We start from the raw sequence: 18,878 nt of genomic DNA on the forward strand, positions 1-18,878 counted from the left end.
CCTACTCCCCATAGGATCAATAATTCTCCAATATCTATTACCTTGAATCAACAATGAAATAATCTCTTTATTAACGATTCCATGAGTCCTTAGCATAAGAGGTCTTTATCAAGGTGTATTCCTCATCAGGAATTCTAAATCCAACTTTTGCTAATATATTTGATGTGCTCTCACTTGAAGAAATCCATCGAATTTTCCAGCCATCATGATTTAAACGAATCTCAACATCAGGAAGGTTACCCAAGAGATTGTGATCAAATTGGATAATATCTTGATAGGCTCCTGTCAATGCAATTGCTAGATATGATTCATTCAATCCATTAACATTCGCAACAGGTATTCCCTGTAACTCTTGAGGTTCAGGGAAGCTTAAAAGAAAATTATCATTTGTATGGAAAAGTTTTTTGTTTCTTTTTGTTAAGAATCGGTTCATTTCCCCGTCAGAATCACATGTAATATCTACTAAACGAAGTAACGTCTCTGGAGGGAAGTTAAGAAATTCAATAGGAAATATTGGAAAATATTGATTCACTAAAACATAGTCACAGGCACTGTTAAACACAGAGAAATTTCCTATTGCAAATTTTGATGCGACGATTAATAATTCATTTACTTGAGGTTCCTGAAGAATTTTTGTAATTTGGGCTGAATCAAAATGCTTAATTATCTTTTCTCTGAATTTTAGTCTTAAAAAACCAATTAAGTGTTCATGATTCTTCAATTCGACCATGTTTTTACATTTACTAGTTACTTCAATATCAAAATCTTTGAAATTCTTGTACAATAACATGAAGTCATCTAAAGATTGAATAGAATCAATTTTTTTCTTCCAACTGTAATAATTTTTCCCTAATACTTCTCCTTGAGGGTAAATATCTTTAATTTCAAGAATTTGTACCAAAACTAATGATGAAAGTGCAGTAATTCCCCTACCTACTTCAATTAGAATATTAGGATGGGTATTCTCTTCAATATTTGAAATGATTCCTTTAACTATATTTTGAACATAAAATTCTATAGTATCTGGTTCTTGTACAGTAACTAGACCTTCATAATCAATTGGGAGTCCTCCTCCAAAATTTAAGGTTTGAAGGTTATCATAACCTTCTTTTCTTAGAAAGGTATAATAAGATGTAAGATATTCAGCTAACGCCTTAAAATCAGTTAATGAAGTGATTTGTGATCCAATATGAGCATGAAGAGCAAATAATATGTTTTTCTTTTTCTTGGATATAAGAAAATTAAGAATTTCATCCAGTTCAGCGATAGATAAACCGAATTTAGAGTCTCTACCCGATGAGTGAGCCCAATGCCCTGAAACTGGAATATAGGGCTTTAAACGTAAACAAATTTTTGAGTTAAAATCAGGATCAATTTTATATAATGTTTCAAGTTCTCGAAGTGTTTCAATCGATATAAGGATATTCCATCCCTCATTTAGTTTTCTTAACGCAAGTCCTAAATAATCCTCATCTTTAACACCATTGCAAACAATAAGATGTTCCCTCTTCTCTTTTAGAGCTTCGAGAGTTATAATAAATTCAGCTTTAGTTCCAGCTTCTAGCCCATACTGAATAATTTTTGAATCTAAAACGGTTTTAATTGCATGGGCTTGTTGATTAACCTTTATGGGGTAAACTGCGTGGAACTTACCCTGATACTTAAATTCATTAAAATTTCTATTAAATGAGGACACAATTTTTTCAATCTGATATTCAACCAATTGAGGAATTCTCAAAGTCAATGAGGGTGCTTGTGTAATATCTCCTAATTGCTCCTTGATTTGTGTATAGACTGTTTCCAAGATTGTTTTAATTGAAATGATTTGTCCTTGAATTTTTAAACATAATTCCCCTTTTTCATTAATATCTAGAAAATGAAACTCTCTAAAATTTTTGCCAATACCATAGAGAGCTCTTGAGTCTTCTATTGTCCAATTTATCTCATTCACCTAGAGTTTTCCCACCAAAATTTTCAAATGTCCTTAATTTCTATTTAATTTCTATCCTTTAAAAGATCTAGGTTTCCCGAGTTCTACATTGAAAGAATTTAAAAGATGGACCTCTCTTTCTGAAAGTAGAACTTCTCCTTTAAGAGAATTTAAATGATAAAATTAAGATGGAATTTCTATAAGAGGGCATTAAATGAAGATAAGTCAAAAATTACTCATCACCTTTATTACTTTATTAATTATTCCAGTATCGATCCTTGCCATATTGAGTGGAATACAGATCATTTTACTTAGTGAAGAAAACTCTAATGATTCAGCAAAGGCACTCAAGACAGACTCATTAGAACAATTACAACGAATGGTACAAGATGAAGGTATTTTTGTAAATGAAACCTTTAAACAATGGATTTCTGAGGTAAAAATGCTTGATAATTATACTGAGGTATTATTCAATAATGAAATTAATATTACTCCCCAACACACTTATTATTGGGATAAGGTTCTTGAGAATACGAATTCAGGGCTGGTTGTCCCAGGGCTAATAAATAATTATAATTATGATCCCCCGGAAATATCTTGGGATGTAAGCTGTTATTTTCTACCAAGAGAATATGCACCAACCCCAGCAAATCCATTCGATTTAAGTCTGAAGATGCAAACAATTTTGAATGCCTCTTCAAATATGGATAATGCGTTTAAGTCCCTTCATGCGGCGAATACTAATTATGTTTGGATTTATGCTGGATTTGAAGGAGAAGGGCATCTCTTTAGGAATTACCCCTATAATAATTTAGAATATTTCTTAGATTATTATGATGACGGAACAGATTATGATCCTTTACAAGAAGAATGGTATACTACTGCTACTACTCTTCTCAATGAGACAGCTAGTGCCTTTATAAGTCCTTATTGGGATCCAGCGGTAGGTTTGATTATTTCTATCACTCGTCCTATGCGTTATCAAAATGGAACGTTATTTGGCGTTGTTGGCGCAGATATTACGATTACTTCAATAGTTGAAGAAGTCCTAGGAATATCCTTCTTGGATAATGGTTATGCCTTTCTTTTGGGGAGTGATGGGTCTGTTATTGCGCATCCTGAGTTGGATCAAGAGGCAGAAGAACTTCCTTCAATAGGTGAATTAGAATTCATAAATATGGATGAACAAAATTCGTTTGAAAGTTCAATAGTTTCTAAAATGACACAGGGTTTATCAGGAACAGATTCTTTTCTTAAGAACGGAAAATCTTGGTTTATTTCCTATGCACCAATTACAGTAGCAGGTTATTCCTTAGGTATTATGGTTCCTGAATCAGACATCATTGCTTCTGCTGTACAAGTTAGGGAAACAATTTCAGGATTAACAGTTCAACAAACATTTCTTTTTGCAGTAATTCTAATCATAATTCTCACGTTAGTAGTAGTTGTGGGATCCATTATCTCAAATCGTATTGTACAACCAGTCAACGAATTAACTCGTATGGTGAATTTCATAGCAGAAGGAGATCTATCACGGGATTTAAGAAGTAGTGCTTCTTCCATGGGAAAAGAGGTGGCTACGTTACATTCAGCCTTTGATAATTTATTAACTTCCTTACGGTTTGGAAATACAGATTATTATCGTGGTGACTTGAAACGAGCATATCAGAATTATAAGAAAGCACATGAACTATTTACAACTACAAAGAATGAAAGAGGAATTGCAATAGCTACAAATAATTTAGGAAACATTTATCGTGCATGGGGAGATTTCGATAAGGCAAAAGAAGCATACTTTGAAGCCATTCGGATAGGAGATATTCAAAAAGATAAAAGAGGATTAGCATCACGATTTAACAATTTAGGGATACTCTATCTAGATAAGAAAGACTATAAATTAGCTTTACAGATGCTTGAAACTGCTAAACAGTATGATGAAGAGACTTCAAATGTCAAAGGATTAATCACACGATTAGGAAATATTGGTATTGTCTACGAACGATTAGAAGACAAAAACAAAGCTGAAAAATTCTTTAAGGAGGCAATGAACCTAGCAGAAAAGAATAATGACACCCGAGGACTGGCAAATACCTATCTCACCTATGCAATTTTCTTTATGGGACAGGGTAAGTATAAAGAATCATTGGAATACTTATTAAAATCCTTTGATTTAGCAAAATCTATTGATGATGTCCGATTAGCATTGCATTGTTTAGAACGTTTAAGTACAGCCTATGAAGAGCTAGATCAGCCCACAGATAGTCATAAAGCCAGAATTAGTGCTGAAATGATCCGAAAAAAGATTATGCATCCAAAGATGGCGTTGTTTGTCCTTGACTATAGTGGATCAATGGAAGGACAAAAAATCCGTTCAGCTGTTCGCGGAGCAACAAAGCTCTTCGAAGGTCAAATAAATCCTCAAGATAAAGTTGGAATAGTAATCTTCAATAATCAATCAAGGACAATTTTACCCTTGACACAAGTTGAAGGGAATGAAAAGAATATACTACGGAAGATCAAAGAATTAAGATATCCAAGTGGTATGACAGCTTTTTATGATGCTCTAGGAGATGCACTAAACTTTCTGAATAAAGAGAAAGGTAATGAGCAAAAATGGCTAATTGCTTTAACAGACGGTGAGGATAATTCCAGTGAACGCTTCTCTATATTACGTCATGGTCGAAGAACTTTTGAATTTTTTACAAAATTATCAGAGAAAATTGGAGTAAAAGCTACTTCAATTCCTGATTTTATTGATGAAAATCTATTAACTATTAATATTGCCATTGTAGGCGTAGGTGAGGAAGTAAGAAGAATTGCCAGGCCCTTACAAGAATTATGTAATGCTACTCCACGGGGTAGATATATAGATGTTTCAAAACCAAGTACCCAAATAGAAAGAGCTATTGAGGAAGCATTCGAGGAGATTAAAGATGCAATCGGACAGGTTGACGTTGAAGGATTTGATGTGAGTGAGGACTAAGGAGGTATAAACAATGGTACGAAGTATAAGGGAAAATATTGTGATTAGCTTTGCAGTATTCAGTTTAATTTCATTAGTCCTAGTTGGTGGGCTTTCATTAATTTTTATTAGTCTCATTGGGCAAACTACAACGGTAATGAGTACTGATGCTTTAAAAACCCAGATAAAAGATAATATTGAACAAACTGCAGAACAAAATGCCTTAGTTATTAATCGAAAATTATCCAATGCAGAAGCCATGGTCAACGCAATGGCTGAGGAATGTGAAAACCTCTTCCGGCCTACCTCACCATATAATTATCGGCGTAGCTACTATGATTACTTTTTCGAATATGATCGGGGTTTACAGAATTTTCCGAATGGGACCTATCTTGATCCATATTATGGAGTATATTTGTCCTGGGATTATTCTAGCTTTTATTTCCCAGGTTCTAGTAGTAGCAACTATTTGACTCTATTAGAGGCTGATAGCCAACTTAATGACACAGTAAGCCGTACTGCTAATATGGATGTCATTTTCAAACTGATACATATTAATATGCCGGAAATACGATGGTTATACATTGCCTTTGAACACGAGAACTTATTTATTAATTATCCGGGCTCTGTCGTTGGTGGCACTGATATTGAACGGCAAACGGATCCATTCACTGCTACTGAAGAGGACTGGTACACAGAAGTTCGAAATGGATTTGGAAATATAGTTTTTACTGCCCCGTATTTTGACCCTATAGATGGTGCATTATTAATTACAATTGGAAAAGCGATTTACCATCCTGGGAATCAGAATTTGCTTGGATGTATTTTTGCAGATATAACAATTGAGAGTATTAAGGAAAAGATTATTGATATTACTATACTTGAAACAGGGTATGCAGTATTAATACAACAATCTGGATTAGTGGTTGCTCATCCTGAATGGACGGCAATAAACCCTAATGTTGATCTTCCTTCAATTGAAGAAGTTGAGATCAACTTTGATGGAAGTCCTTCGTTATTACTTGGACATTTAACAGTTATTACCAGTGGAGAATCTGGAGTTGTTGAATATGTTCGTAATACTCAAGCACGATATATCGCATTTGCTCCTGTTGGAAAAGGAGATTATATCTGTTTAATAGTTGTCCCAGTCAGTGAAGCAATTGCCTCCGTTGCACCTCTTCAAAATAGAATTGAAACAGCGACTCTCAGTGCGTTAATACAAGTAGTAACTATCATTGCCATCGCCGTAGTTGCTTCATTATCAATTGGAATATGGTTGTCTAATAGAATTATCAGGCCGATCACAAAGTTGACTAATATTGCTTCGAAAATGGCTACTGATAAAATTCGTGAGGATATTCTTGGAGAACTTGATATTCAAATAGATAAAGAGCTAGAGGCTCAAGAGGACGAAGTTGGTGATTTAACTCGAGCTTTTAAGGGAATGTTATCCACTCTAAAAACTGAAACAAAGAAAGATCAAAAGGGACTTGATGATTCATTCTGGGATACCTAGATCTTTTCCAGTTTTTTCTTTTCCTTAGAATTAATTGAAATTTACATTGAACCTAATTTTTCTTTACAAAATTATTGTAGTAATGAAAATTCGTTTGCATAACAGAATGGACATTCAACATAGCCAACTGATTCTCTTTCGGTGTAACACTTCTCACAAAGGAATCTTAAACAGGCTTTACACTGATGATGAGATTCTAGCACCGATTTAAGCTCGTTACATGACATACAGAAGAATTTATCAGTTGAAATTATTAATAAGTCATCGAGCGCGATATCAGGGGTTCCATACATGTCAATTCTTCCCCCTAACTGTCCACTGCTTTGAAACGCAAGAATATCTGCATAAAAATCATTATACGAAATAGGATAATTCGTAGAATCAACATATTTTCTGTGGAGTCGTGAAATTGGTATCCCAGATACTCCAAAGCTCCTAGATAATTCTAATATTAATGGACGTAACTCAATAAGATCTACACCTGCTTTAACAAGCTGAGATTTGCTAATAACCTTTCCATCCGGATCTATTAATTGTACAATCACGCGATAGATAGAAATAGTTCCTTTTTTAGTCAATATAACGAGAGAATCGTTTTCAGAGTCAAATAATTTCCCTGTTACAATAATTCGTATTCGTTCAGCATCTTCATACTCATAAAGAAGTGCTGGTTCTCCAGTTAGAATCCAAATCGAAATTTTATTATCAAATGATGTAACTAGGAAACGATGAATACCCAAAGCTAGTAGAGTTCCGCGAGAAATTTTCCTTCCTAGAGTATAACTTTGTTCTATTTTGCCACGAAGATTTAATATATGTACTTTACCATCCTGCTCCATAATAATTGCTTTATTCTTTCTGTCAGACTCAAAAGTACCAATTATTGCACTAGAAATTCGTGAAGGAAAAGTTTTTCGCCATAAAACAGAGCCATTACTCGTTAAGAGAATAGCAGTATTGGCTTGGGCTATAACAAGCGCTTCTGATTCTTTATCATCCTCAAAATCCCCTAAAGAAATACTTTTTATGGAATCACCTAAATCAGTTGCCCAAACTAGTTTACCTGAAGTATTAATAACACGAACCAAGCCATCCAAACCCCCTGAAATTAAATTTTTACCTTTAATGCTTCCAATTGCTAAGCAGGTAAACTGGGTTGACCAATCCAGAGATGATTCCTTAGTACCATCAGGACTAATAATATGAAGCTTATCATCATAACAACTCAAAACGATTTGAGGTAATTCCTTAGTTATTTTCCCAATAGTGATAGCATAACAATCAGAGGGTGGCGAAAAGAATGAAACCTTTTCTAATTTAACTTGATAATCCTTTAAAGAGGATTTTATTGAATAATCTGCCATAATTGGATTCATTCCAACAAAAGAGAAATTAATCTCTATTTAATTCGTTAATTTATTACGATATCACTTAAACTAATCGATTACAGAAATTCATTGATGATAATTTCCCTATTCTCTTAACTACACTTAATCCCTAAAAGCCAACCTTTTACTTTATTTAGTTTAAATCTAAAATAATGCACATAATCTCCAGTTTTTTGTCTCTAAATTTAACTTATTCCAATCTTTGAGAAAATTGCATCCAAGATTACCCTTATAAATTAGCTAAATACATTTAATTTGGATATTATTCCAATGATGTAGATTGAAAATGGATAAGAAAAAAGCACAACAAATAAATGAGCAGAAAAAAGCTCAAAAAAAGGCTGAATTTGACGCTTTCCTAAAAAAGAAGAAGGCGGAACGAGAAGAAAGAATTAAACAGGTAAGTAGACCATAAAAGGATAATTGTAAAAAAAATTTTATTTTTGGTCTGTTTCTAGCAATGTTCTTGTCATAACTGATACAGCTGATATGAGGAAGGGAAGAAATTTTTCATTAAAGTAATGTACTTAAAAATTAGAGAATTATATATGCAGATATAACCTAAGACCTTCATTAGGTTTTTTACCATTATCCTTAAGGTTATAAAACTCTTTAACCTTCTTGTACGTATACTTTATTCCATTTATTAGGTTTTTTAAGGAAACTGGAGAGCATATACCTTTAATCATTAAATATAAAGTAATTTCTTGTCTTATAACACTAATTATCCTTTTTCCAGTCATTTTAGTACAAAGTTTCACCAATATTAATATTTTCCCCGCTTTACCCGAAACTCGTTCCTTTTGGGCATATAGTTATATAACACAAGAATTGTCCCAAGTAGATGCTAGGTTGCTTGGAAGTAATAACTTTTGTACCCTTTATATGGATAAGGAATGTATTACCAATTTAGATAAAGCATCCATTATTGCAAAAATGGAGGACTTTTGTAATAAATTTGATAAAATCTCCACAGGGGAATTTAGGTGTCATATTTGTCATTCATACTTCCTATGGGTGGATAGTTCAACAACACTTGCGTTATGAAGAAGAAAGTACGGTCAAAGATTTATTCTGGTGATTCTCAAATAATGAGACTTATTCAATTCTTTATTATATTTCGAAAAATACTCCTATTGCTCCAAAAGAATAGGGACCAAGGCCTATAATTGAGATTAAAATCACATTGGAAGAAGCGATAAATACCACATCATCCTCAGTGACCAGTCAAACCACTGGATCTACAAATACTCTAGGTTTTTCAAATAATTTTCCTCTATTATTAATCATTTTTCTAATTCTAGCTCAGTTAATAGCCTTTATATCTTCAAAATCCAAAAGGTAATAAAAATTGACTTTGTTTTTGGACAAAAATTTGCGAAGGATCTCTTTATTATGAATACGGTTTAATATAACGAATAATCCACAAATCTGTCCTTCATAAGCCTTAATAGATTGAATAATTGGATCTTTACTCGCTCCTGATGTAATTACATCGTCTACAATTAATATTCGTTTTCCACGAATATCTCCTTCAATTAATTTTCTTGTTCCATGATCTTTCTGTTGCACTCGGGTTAAAAAAAAGGATTTTTCTAATTCTAACGATAAAGCGACTCCAAGAGGAATCCCTGCTAATGGAGGAGCTGTTATTCCTTCAATTGTTTGAATAAGGTGATTGGCGTCCAAAAACATAGAAGCAATTTTAATCACTCTTTGAAATTCCTTTGGAAAGTTAGGGAGGATTCTCAAGTCTATATAAATTGAAGAAATTGTGCCATCTTTGAGGAGAAATTCCCCAGATTTAACAATATCTAGTTTTTTAAGAATATGCAATAACTCTACTTTTAAAGCTGACTCCAGAGGGATCAAAAAGTTCACCCAACATTATAATCTTTTTTTTTATTATAAAAACACTTTTTAAAAAGCTTTTAAAGAAAGGATCTGACAGTGCAAACGGATACTGAAATGACCTTTAATGCCTTACTTCAATTCTCAAAGAAGAAAAGCAATAGTAGAATTTGTGTGGGACTCGATTTAGCTACATATGGCAGTAGGGAAAGTAATACTTTAAAGAAGGAACAAAATAAGCTTGAAATAATAATCAACTTAATAAATAATTTAGCACCTGAATGCTGTGCCTTTAAAATCAATCGCCAATATATTCTTGATCTTTCTATTGAAGAGATCCAGCTAATTACAGAAACCGCTCATAAATTTAAAAAACCAATTATTATTGACCATAAGCTCTCAGACATTGGGTCTACAAACGAACAAGCAATATATCGTTTTTCTCAAGAAGGATTTGATGGTTTTACAGCTAGTCCTTATCCAGGTAATATTCAGGAAATCGCTCAAATGGGTCATTCAGCCATGCTAGCTTCTTTTTTTCTAGTTCTAATGTCTAACCCTGAAGCTATCTGGGTGAAAAATGCTTATTTAGATGGATTAGCAATTTTTCAATATATAGCTCGCTTAGCAGATAAATTTGCTGATGGAGTTGTTATTGGAACCACGGGTCATATTACAGAAAAGGACTTACAATTATTAAAATATGAACTTCATAATAAAGTAATACTAGCTCCTGGTATAGGAGCTCAAGGTGGAAACATGAAAATACTGCTCGATTTATTTGAGGAAGATGTTATATTCAATGTAGGTCGTTCCATTATTTATGATAGAGATCCACTTACTAAATTAAGGAAATTTAATATTGAAGTGAGTGAATCAGGTTTTTAGATTGCTTTTAACTAATTCTAAAGTAAAAATCCAGGATAAATATCTCAGAATTAATATTTTAATTAATGAGGAAACAGGTGTTATTCAAAAAACGTTTCTTCGGGCCCCAAACTCTCAACAAAGAAGCGAACAGATATTTAATCTCAAAGGGAAATTTGTTATTCCTGGACTAGTTGATATTCATTCACATTTAAGAGATTTTGAAGAATCATCAAAAGAAACTTTACTCACAGGAGCGAAAGCTGCTGCCGCTGGTGGGTATACTACTGTTTTTGATATGCCTAATAAAATACCCCCAATGCTCAACTTGGAGGATCTTGACAGATTCACTAAAAAAGCTAATAAAATTTCTTTTATAACAATTATTCCATATTTAATGCTTAATTCCGATACAAATTCATATTTACTTTCTAATTATTCATTTTTTAAAGCATATTTCGGAGATACTACAGGAAATTATCAAACAACTGAAGAAGATATTCTCAACTTTATAAAAGCAGAAGGTAAATTTCTTAGTATCCATGCGGAAGATAATGCATTAATTGAACTTAATACAAAGAAGTATAATGATCGAGTAAAACATCATTGTGAGATAAGAGGGCCCTCAACAGAAACAAAAGCAATTAACAGAATTATTACACTTAAAAATTCCATAAAATCAAATTCATCAATACATTTTGCCCATATTACCTTAAAAGAATCTGTAATTTCTCTAATTTCAAATTTTTGCTCTTTTGAAGCAACTCCACACCATTTAAGTCTAAATCGAGATGATTATGAAAGATTAGGTACCTGGGGGAAGATGAATCCACCATTACGTTCCAAGAAAGAACAACATGATCTCTGGAATCTTTATCTAAATGCTCAAATTCCGATTATTGCTACAGATCACGCCCCACATACAAAGAATGAAAAACTTGAGGTTTTCTTAAGTGGAATACCAGGACTAGAAACAGCACTTGCTGTAATATTGAATAAGCTTAAGCCAATCAGTGAGAAAAAGATGGATTTAATCATGAATACTTTTTCATTAAATCCACGAAAGTTAATGGGATTAAGTAACTCCTCTGGAATTCAAGAGAATGAAATAGCAGATCTGACAATTATTGACCCCTTAAAAGAAAAAACTGTTTTAGCTGATGAATTAAAGACTAAATGTGAATGGTCTCCATGGGAAGGACAGAAATTGTGCGGATGGCCTGTTTTAACTATTCATAAGGGCCATATTTCATTTAATGAGATTTAGATTCAAAGATATATTTAGAACCATTTTTGTTTCTCCCAAAAAACCCAAAATCAGTAACTTTTACTAATATATCACCCCGAAAAACAGGACCATCACGACAAATGCTCAATCCATTAGCATCCAGAATACATGATCCACAAATTCCAAATCCGCACTTGATATAGCGATCTGCAAGATTAATTTGAGTAACAGGGATTAAGTCGTATAGTTTTGATATCTCTAGAACATTCTTTAACATCAATTCGGGACCACAGGCATATATTTCTATTGTGGACTGATCAAAAGGATAATTTGCGAGGAAATCATTCATTCTATCAGTAGGATATCCAGTATAACCTTCACTACCATCTTCAGTGCAATAAATTAATTGATTCAGGGGAAGCTTTTCTAATTCTTCCTTAAAGAGAAGCTCATTGTCCGTTTTAGCACCATATATTAAAACAACGTTCTTATCCCTTTTTAAACATATTTCTGAAAGAAGATAACGAAGAGGAGCCATACCCATACCTCCTCCAATAATTAGAGCAGTCTTTTTTTTAGTTAGCCTGAATCCATTTCCAAATGGACCTCGTAAACCGATTAAGGTTCCAGGATCGATATTGATCATGTTTCTGGAGGTTTGACCTAAGTCACAAATAGTAAAGAAAAGATGTTTTTTTTGTCTTTTACTAATGGAAATCGGAATCTCATCATCATTTGGAAGCCAAAGCATAAAAAATTGACCGGGTATCGTCGCAATAAACTCATGAAGATGGAATTCAAGAGTAGCTGTTTTCACATTTTCTTTCTTCTTCGAGATCACTGGTAAACTTCTTGGGAGATCATATCTTACCATATTATTCATGTACCAATCCTCTTAATGAATAAAGGGAGGAAGAATTTTCTTCCAGGTACCCTACAATCCCTGTTATAATTTCAGTAGTTAGGTCTAGAGCTGAAGCCCTCACCAATGCTGAACCTATTTGTACTGCACAGGCTCCTGCAAGAATATATTCTATCACATCTTCCCATTTCCATACCCCTCCAACCCCAATTAAAGGAATATTTTTACCAAAATAATCGAATAGATCATAAATCATCCTAACTCCAACTGGTTTAATAGCTCTTCCAGATAATCCTCCTCTCTTATTGCTAAGGAATGGTTTTTTTATTTGAATATCAATATATAGGGCTTTTAGAGTATTTATCGCAACAATAACATCTGCTCCAGAATCCAATGCAACTTCTGCAATTGGAATTATGTCTGTGATATTAGGAGTTAGTTTCACCCAGATTGGGATTGAACTACACAATTTTACTTCGGATATAATTTCAGAAACAACTTCTGGATCTGTACCTATGGCTAATCCAACTTTATCTGCATGGGGACAGCTTAAATTAATCTCAAATGCAATTGGTTTAGGTAATTCAAATTCTTCAAAGAATGTAATAATTTGATGAAACTCCTCTGGGGAGGAACCAAAAACTGAAATAACATATTTAGTATCTTTATCAATATTTTTAAGCTCCTCTCCAAATTTTTCATACCCAAGATTTGCTAAACCAACAGCATTGATCACGGATTGAGTCTCAGGAATATAAAAAACGCTTGGATTCGAGTATCCGTCTCTTGGTTCTAAACCCACTGATTTTGTTACAACCGCCCCAAAACCTTCATGATAAATTTTGTTTAATGTTGAATAACTTGAACCAAGTATTCCAGAAGCTAAAATCAATGGATTTCTTAATACAATAGACCCAATAGTTGCTTCTAATTGATTCAATAATTAAGACACCATTGTTAAGGTTTGAAAGACATCAAATATCTTATCACAGTAGATACATCGCAATTTTACTGATTCATTAGTACCATTACTTTTTATAACTTTGAATTCAGGTTCAACATCTTCATGTAACTTAGTAATGCAGGAATGACCTGGACATTGAAATAACCCACGAGTAAACTCTGGAGTCTCCAATCGTACTTTTCTAATTATTTTATAGTCCTCAATAACTACCAAATTACTTCCAGCTATTAATAATCCTAGCATCTCTAGATTAAGATCTGATTCCTTTATATTTCGTATTTTTAAAACATCTTTTCGTCCTAATCGTTTAGATGAAACATTTATTGCGACAAATACAGAGTGTGGATAATGATTATCAATTTTCAATGCCTGAAGAACAAAAAACGCAGTTCCAGCAGGAGTAATATGATCAATAACAATTCCATTATCAATTTTATTAACTATTAATTGTTTTTTATCAGCCAACTCATCATTTTCCATTTGATAGTCACTTCCTGTGTTCTAACAATTTTTTAAGAAGAGCCATCCTTGTAAAAACTCCATTCTTAGCTTGTTCAAAATATAATGCTTGTGGAAGTTGATCGATTGCATAAGGAATTTCATCCACCCGAGGAAGAGGATGCATTATGATAAGTGAGTCCTTGGCAAGTTTCATTAAGGATGGATGAACTTGATATGAACCTTTAACTTTATTAAACAACATTGGATCAGGGAATCTTTCTTTTTGGAGTCGTGTAATATATAATACATCTAACTCTCCTATAATTTCACTAAGATTTTCTAAGTTTATAATGTTGAGGTTGGAATCTTCTAAATCATAAAGAAGCTCTTCTTGAAGACTTAGTGTAGGATGGGAAATCGAGTAAATTGTATTTTTTCCAAATTTAGATAAGGCAAAAAGAAGAGAAGAAATCGTTCTGCTATATCTTAAATCACCAACTAATCCTACATTTAATCCATCCAATCGCTTTAATTTTTCATGAATCGTAAAAATATCCAAAAGAGCTTGAGTTGGATGTTCCTGACTTCCTGAACCTCCTGAAATCACTGAAACACCTTGACGATCAGCTATTTTTGCTGCCAACTTTGCAGAACCACGATGAGGATGACGGAGTACAATACAATCAGAGTAGCTAGCAAGCATGGTGATTGTGTCAGATAAAGATTCACCTTTTTCAATTGATGTCCCAGCTTGACTTGAGAAGCCCATACAGGTACCTCCAAGCCTTAACATTGCACTTTCAAACGAGAGACGTGTTCTAGTACTGGGTTCCCAGAATGCTAAAGCTAATATCCTACCATTAAGTAAGTTGGAATATTTAGAGGGAAATTTCTTAATCTCATAGGTCTGGTTGATAATTTCCTGAATATATTCTTCTTTCATGTCTCGTATCCCAATTATATGGGAAACTGTTTCTTTTTGATCATACATATGTTTTTATCTCCGTTTATATTCTTGACAAGCTCTAACAAATGCAAGGAAGATTGGGGAGGGATTTTCAAACCGTGATAGAAATTCAGGATGATATTGAGTTCCAATAAAAAATGGATGGTTATGGTATTCTCCTATATGAACAACAGATTCATCTGCAGATTTTCCTGAAAAAACAAACCCATGTGATTCAAATTGAGTTAAATAATCAGGATTTATTTCATAACGATGACGAAATCGCTCATGAATTATTGTTTGTTCGTAGATTTGATGTGCTAAAGTTCCCTCTTGAATTTTCACAGGATAAGACCCTAATCGCATGGTTCCTCCCTTTCGATAAACTTTCTTTTGTGAGGGGAGGAGATCAATAACAGGATATTCAGTATGCAAGTCAAATTCAGTTGAATTGGCATTCTCTAATCCACATACATTACGAGCAAATTCAATAATAGCACACTGTAAACCTAAACATAATCCAAGAAATGGTATACCTTTCTCACGAGTCTCTTTAATTAGTCTGATTTTCCCTTCAATTCCTCTTAATCCAAATCCACCTGGAATAATAAGACCATCACATCTACTCAATTCGTCAATGATTTCATGATTATTTTCATCTGTAGTCTCTATTAGGACTGGGGTAATTCCCACTCCTAAATGAGCGCCAGCATGAGTTAAAGCTTTAGTTACTGATACATAAGCATCTCCAAGCTGAGTGTACTTCCCTCCTAATCCAACTCGTAGTTTCTCAGTTGGATAAGAAATAGAGAAGACTAATTCTTTCCATTTATCAAGATTTGGGATTTTTTGGATATTCAAATTCAATTTTTGTGATACACTATTTAAAATATTTTCCTCAATTAACAGGAAAGGATAGTTATATGTAACTGGTATATCGTGACCTGAAATAACATTATTTATAGGCACATTACAAAACATTGCAATTTTTTCTCGAACATCTTCACTTAATGGGGAATCTGTACGACAGAGGAGAATATCAGGTTGAACTCCCATCCCCTGAAGGATTTTAACGCTTGTTTGGGTTGGTTTTGTTTTCTGTTCTCCCACTACTTTCAAAGTTGGAACTAGTGTAACATGAACCCAGCATAAATCGGTAGAATTTACTTTCAAACTTAACTGTCGCATTGCTTCAATAAAATACGAGTTTTCTATGTCTCCAACCGTTCCACCCACCTCAACAAGTGTAATATCGGTAACTTCATCCTTTTGTCGAATCCATTGAATTATTTCATTTGTTACATGGGGAATAAATTGAATATCCTGTCCTAAAAATTCGCCTTGCCGTTCTTTCTCAATAATTAAATGAAAAATCTGACCTCCAGTTAATGAAGACCATGAATCTAACGATTTATTTAAAAAACGTTCATATTCACCAAGATCCATATCAGTCTCGGTTCCATCATCTAAGACAAAGACTTCTCCATGTTTGAAGGGGTTAATAGTTCCAGCATCAACATTTAAGTAACCATCAAATTTTATTGGAGTAGTTCTAAATCCTGAAGCTTCCAAGAGTTTGGCTAAAGAAGCAGCAAATAATCCCTTTCCAAGTCCTGATAGCACACCTCCAGTTACTATTATGTATTTATGCAGTATTTTAATCACCAAATTAATATAAATATATATATTTTATTTTATTAAGTCAATCTAATATTAAGTCTTTTTTAAGGCTAATTTAGGAATGAAATCAATCTATTAATACTAATTCTTAAGGTAATTAAGTAAATAATCCAAATCAATCTTTATTTTGAAAATAAAATATAAGATGATCGACCTTTTAATATTATAGTCTCACTTCCAATATGGTCTTTTGTAGCTATTGTAAAAGAAGTAATATATTTTATTATTTCCAAAAGAGAGTCTAATGCCAGTACCTCATTCAAAGGATTATAATTTGCTGAGTTGAAGCAAATGGATGTTTATGATATAATCATTATCGGAACAGGACCCGCAGGAATATTTTCAGCCTTAGAATTAATTACTGAACCGATCAAAATTCTAATGCTAGAAAGTGGACATAATCTAAAACATCGCATTGGAGGAAATCAGGTCATGCAAGGGTGGGGTGGAGCGGGTTCTTTCTCTGATGGAAAATTAACATTAACTCCTGACGTAGGAGGATTTTTGGCTGACTATTTACCTTTAAGAACTCTTGAAAACTTAATTAAAGAAATAGAAGATATTTATCTAGAATTTGGAGCATCACCTGATCGATTAGTAACTGGTGAGGGAGAAGCCATCAATAATGCACGAAAAAATGCTCTTAAAAATGGAATTACTTTGGTCCCTTACAGACTTTTACATATCGGAACAGATGTATGTGCTGAGATCCTTGCACGAATGCATGACTTCTTGACGCATACAACAAAGGTAAAAATTAATTTCGATGAAACAGCTAGAGGGATTAAGATCGGGGAAAAAAATATTCATGGAGTTACTACCGATAAAGGAGAATATTGGGGAAAAAACATTATTATGGCAACAGGGCGGTCTGGAGCTGCTTGGATGCGAAAAGTTGCATTAGAACTAGGATTAACCATGGAAAGTAATCCAGTTGATATCGGAGTCCGTGTAGAAGTACCAGCGGAAATATGTTCACATTTGACTGATTTAGTTTACGAGTTTAAAGCAAAATACTATTCACCCACCTTTGAACAGGAATGTCGTACATTTTGCGTCTGTCCAAATGGTGAGGTGACCAAAGAGGTAGTATACGATCCAGAAACAAATGACAAATTTATAACTGTAAATGGACATAGTTTTTCAAGCAAGGAAAAACAAACTCCTAATACTAATTTTGCTTTGTTAGTCAGTAGTAGATTTACAGAACCTTTCGATGATCCCTTAGCTTATGGCCGTTCAGTTAGTAAATTAGCAAATCTCTTAACCAATGGAAATGTTATTGTACAAAGGTTATCTGATTTAAAACGTGGTAGACGATCAAATTATGAGAGAATCCGTAGGTCTGCAATCACCCCCACACTAAAAGATGCAATTCCAGGAGATTTATCATTTGTTCTTCCTTATCGTCATCTCTGTAGCATATTGGAAATGATAGAAGCGTTAGATACCATAATCCCTGGAGTTAATTCAAATAATACACTTTTATATGGTGTGGAGACAAAATACTATTCAAATAAATTGAAATTGACAGAAGAATTAGAGACTGAAATAAAAGGATTATATGCCATAGGTGACGGAGCAGGTGTGACAAGGTCGTTGGTTCAGGCAAGTATTTCTGGACTAGTAGCCGCTCGTTCCATCAAAAAAAAATTGAAAATGGAACCTAGCGAACTATAAAGCAATAAGATTAGAAAATTATGAAAAAATAAGGGGAATTTTTATTCCTTTAAGATGGCAGAGTTTTTCCATTAATTGGTTTTGGTTTTATAAGGAGCAACAATAAGACCATTGCAAAAATGACCAATATACCTGAAGATAAGAAAGCTATACCAGGACCAAAAAATAAAAGATTGTTTCCAAAATCAAAATTATAAGGAAGAAAGAGGTCATATAACCAACCACCTAGAATAGGCCCTAATACTGAACCGAAATTATTAGAAGCTTGAACAACACCAAATTCTTTCCCACGTACCTCTTCAGGTATCAAATCACTTTGTAAAGAACGGAACGACGGAGTGAAAATACTAAAAAGAAACCGTGTGAACGTAAAAACTACTACGAGCATAAATATAGACATTCTAAATCCAATCAAAATCATTACAAAACCTCCAAACATCCCTGAAATCCAAGTAGTCCTTTTTTGACCAAATTTGTCGCTGATTGTTCCGCCAAGAGGGGCACCTAGTAATGCCAGTGCTCCTATTATACCTATAACTAAAGCAATCTCTTCGGGGTCG

At 33.6% G+C, this 18,878-nt stretch carries 16 protein-coding genes; 7 read left to right on the forward strand and 9 right to left on the reverse strand.

Annotation, left to right across the window (positions count from 1 at the left end; translation table 11 throughout):
- Nucleotides 1-70: 70 nt before the first annotated feature.
- A complete protein-coding gene (locus ACWVCY_RS13325; protein ID WP_455143370.1) occupies nucleotides 71-1,951 on the reverse strand; it encodes a hypothetical protein in 1,881 nt (626 codons plus the stop codon).
- Between the two features lie 193 nt (nucleotides 1,952-2,144).
- On the opposite strand from ACWVCY_RS13325, the gene ACWVCY_RS13330 reads away from it, so the two are divergent.
- Together ACWVCY_RS13330 and ACWVCY_RS13335 are read left to right on the forward strand one after the other, a co-directional pair.
- Nucleotides 2,145-4,913, forward strand: coding sequence for a tetratricopeptide repeat protein (locus ACWVCY_RS13330; RefSeq protein ID WP_455143372.1), 2,769 nt, complete (start codon nucleotides 2,145-2,147; stop codon nucleotides 4,911-4,913).
- Nucleotides 4,914-4,926: 13 nt separating this feature from the next.
- Entirely contained in the window at nucleotides 4,927-6,411 is a 1,485-nt protein-coding gene (locus ACWVCY_RS13335; RefSeq protein ID WP_455143374.1) for a cache domain-containing protein, read from the forward strand.
- A gap of 71 nt (nucleotides 6,412-6,482) precedes the next feature.
- On the opposite strand, the gene ACWVCY_RS13340 is transcribed toward ACWVCY_RS13335, so the two are convergent.
- Entirely contained in the window at nucleotides 6,483-7,775 is a 1,293-nt protein-coding gene (locus ACWVCY_RS13340; RefSeq protein WP_455143376.1) for a hypothetical protein, read from the reverse strand.
- A 310-nt stretch (nucleotides 7,776-8,085) separates the two neighbouring features.
- Between ACWVCY_RS13340 and ACWVCY_RS13345 the strand changes: the two genes are divergently transcribed.
- Both ACWVCY_RS13345 and ACWVCY_RS13350 read left to right on the forward strand, forming a co-directional pair.
- Nucleotides 8,086-8,214 carry a hypothetical protein gene (locus ACWVCY_RS13345; RefSeq protein WP_455143378.1) on the forward strand — a complete coding sequence of 43 codons (129 nt, stop codon included), beginning with the start codon at nucleotides 8,086-8,088 and terminating at the stop codon, nucleotides 8,212-8,214.
- Nucleotides 8,215-8,420: 206 nt separating this feature from the next.
- Nucleotides 8,421-8,846: a hypothetical protein gene (locus tag ACWVCY_RS13350; RefSeq protein WP_455143380.1), complete on the forward strand. Its 426-nt coding sequence runs from the start codon at nucleotides 8,421-8,423 to the stop codon at nucleotides 8,844-8,846.
- 258 nt (nucleotides 8,847-9,104) lie between these two features.
- On the opposite strand, the gene ACWVCY_RS13355 is transcribed toward ACWVCY_RS13350, so the two are convergent.
- Nucleotides 9,105-9,671, reverse strand: a complete 567-nt coding sequence (locus ACWVCY_RS13355; RefSeq protein ID WP_455143382.1) for an orotate phosphoribosyltransferase — start codon at nucleotides 9,669-9,671, stop codon at nucleotides 9,105-9,107.
- Between the two features lie 78 nt (nucleotides 9,672-9,749).
- Between ACWVCY_RS13355 and ACWVCY_RS13360 the strand changes: the two genes are divergently transcribed.
- Both ACWVCY_RS13360 and pyrC read left to right on the forward strand, forming a co-directional pair.
- A complete protein-coding gene (locus tag ACWVCY_RS13360) occupies nucleotides 9,750-10,538 on the forward strand; it encodes an orotidine 5'-phosphate decarboxylase (RefSeq protein WP_455143383.1) in 789 nt (262 codons plus the stop codon).
- Nucleotide 10,539: 1 nt separating this feature from the next.
- Nucleotides 10,540-11,784 carry a dihydroorotase gene (pyrC, locus tag ACWVCY_RS13365; RefSeq protein ID WP_455143385.1) on the forward strand — a complete coding sequence of 415 codons (1,245 nt, stop codon included), beginning with the start codon at nucleotides 10,540-10,542 and terminating at the stop codon, nucleotides 11,782-11,784.
- On the opposite strand, the gene ACWVCY_RS13370 is transcribed toward pyrC, so the two are convergent.
- From ACWVCY_RS13370 to pyrG, 5 genes are read right to left on the reverse strand one after another with little or no spacing between them, the layout of a single operon-like run.
- On the reverse strand, nucleotides 11,771-12,628 hold the full coding sequence (locus ACWVCY_RS13370) for a dihydroorotate dehydrogenase electron transfer subunit (RefSeq protein ID WP_455143387.1): 858 nt from the start codon (nucleotides 12,626-12,628) through the stop codon (nucleotides 11,771-11,773). The two genes, pyrC and ACWVCY_RS13370, sit on opposite strands and share 14 nt — an antisense overlap.
- Nucleotides 12,621-13,547: a dihydroorotate dehydrogenase gene (locus tag ACWVCY_RS13375; RefSeq protein WP_455143389.1), complete on the reverse strand. Its 927-nt coding sequence runs from the start codon at nucleotides 13,545-13,547 to the stop codon at nucleotides 12,621-12,623. The genes ACWVCY_RS13370 and ACWVCY_RS13375 overlap by 8 nt, the downstream gene beginning before the upstream one ends.
- A 3-nt stretch (nucleotides 13,548-13,550) precedes the next feature.
- Nucleotides 13,551-14,051: an aspartate carbamoyltransferase regulatory subunit gene (locus ACWVCY_RS13380; protein ID WP_455143391.1), complete on the reverse strand. Its 501-nt coding sequence runs from the start codon at nucleotides 14,049-14,051 to the stop codon at nucleotides 13,551-13,553.
- A gap of 7 nt (nucleotides 14,052-14,058) precedes the next feature.
- The gene (gene pyrB / locus ACWVCY_RS13385) at nucleotides 14,059-15,003 is read right to left on the reverse strand and encodes an aspartate carbamoyltransferase (protein ID WP_455143392.1); all 945 of its coding nucleotides are present in this window, start codon (nucleotides 15,001-15,003) and stop codon (nucleotides 14,059-14,061) included.
- 6 nt (nucleotides 15,004-15,009) lie between these two features.
- Nucleotides 15,010-16,623: a glutamine hydrolyzing CTP synthase gene (gene pyrG, locus ACWVCY_RS13390; protein WP_455143398.1), complete on the reverse strand. Its 1,614-nt coding sequence runs from the start codon at nucleotides 16,621-16,623 to the stop codon at nucleotides 15,010-15,012.
- Nucleotides 16,624-16,929: 306 nt separating this feature from the next.
- On the opposite strand from pyrG, the gene ACWVCY_RS13395 reads away from it, so the two are divergent.
- Nucleotides 16,930-18,318 carry an NAD(P)/FAD-dependent oxidoreductase gene (locus tag ACWVCY_RS13395; protein WP_455143394.1) on the forward strand — a complete coding sequence of 463 codons (1,389 nt, stop codon included), beginning with the start codon at nucleotides 16,930-16,932 and terminating at the stop codon, nucleotides 18,316-18,318.
- Nucleotides 18,319-18,367: 49 nt separating this feature from the next.
- On the opposite strand, the gene ACWVCY_RS13400 is transcribed toward ACWVCY_RS13395, so the two are convergent.
- Nucleotides 18,368-18,878 (reverse strand): MFS transporter (locus tag ACWVCY_RS13400; RefSeq protein WP_455143396.1); only part of this gene is annotated, 511 nt, incomplete at its 5' end.

This window comes from Candidatus Hodarchaeum mangrovi (genome assembly GCF_975850365.1).

Bases quoted from the DNA above. Each gene is read 5' to 3' on its own strand.
- ACWVCY_RS13330 (WP_455143372.1), top strand. From the start codon at position 2,145: ATGAAGATAAGTCAAAAATTACTCATCACCTTTATTACTTTATTAATT.
- ACWVCY_RS13340 (WP_455143376.1), bottom strand. From the start codon at position 7,775: ATGGCAGATTATTCAATAAAATCCTCTTTAAAGGATTATCAAGTTAAA.
- ACWVCY_RS13395 (WP_455143394.1), top strand. From the start codon at position 16,930: ATGGATGTTTATGATATAATCATTATCGGAACAGGACCCGCAGGAATA.
- ACWVCY_RS13335 (WP_455143374.1), top strand. From the start codon at position 4,927: ATGGTACGAAGTATAAGGGAAAATATTGTGATTAGCTTTGCAGTATTC.
- ACWVCY_RS13345 (WP_455143378.1), top strand. From the start codon at position 8,086: ATGGATAAGAAAAAAGCACAACAAATAAATGAGCAGAAAAAAGCTCAA.
- ACWVCY_RS13370 (WP_455143387.1), bottom strand. From the start codon at position 12,628: ATGAATAATATGGTAAGATATGATCTCCCAAGAAGTTTACCAGTGATC.
- pyrB (WP_455143392.1), bottom strand. From the start codon at position 15,003: ATGTATGATCAAAAAGAAACAGTTTCCCATATAATTGGGATACGAGAC.
- ACWVCY_RS13380 (WP_455143391.1), bottom strand. From the start codon at position 14,051: ATGGAAAATGATGAGTTGGCTGATAAAAAACAATTAATAGTTAATAAA.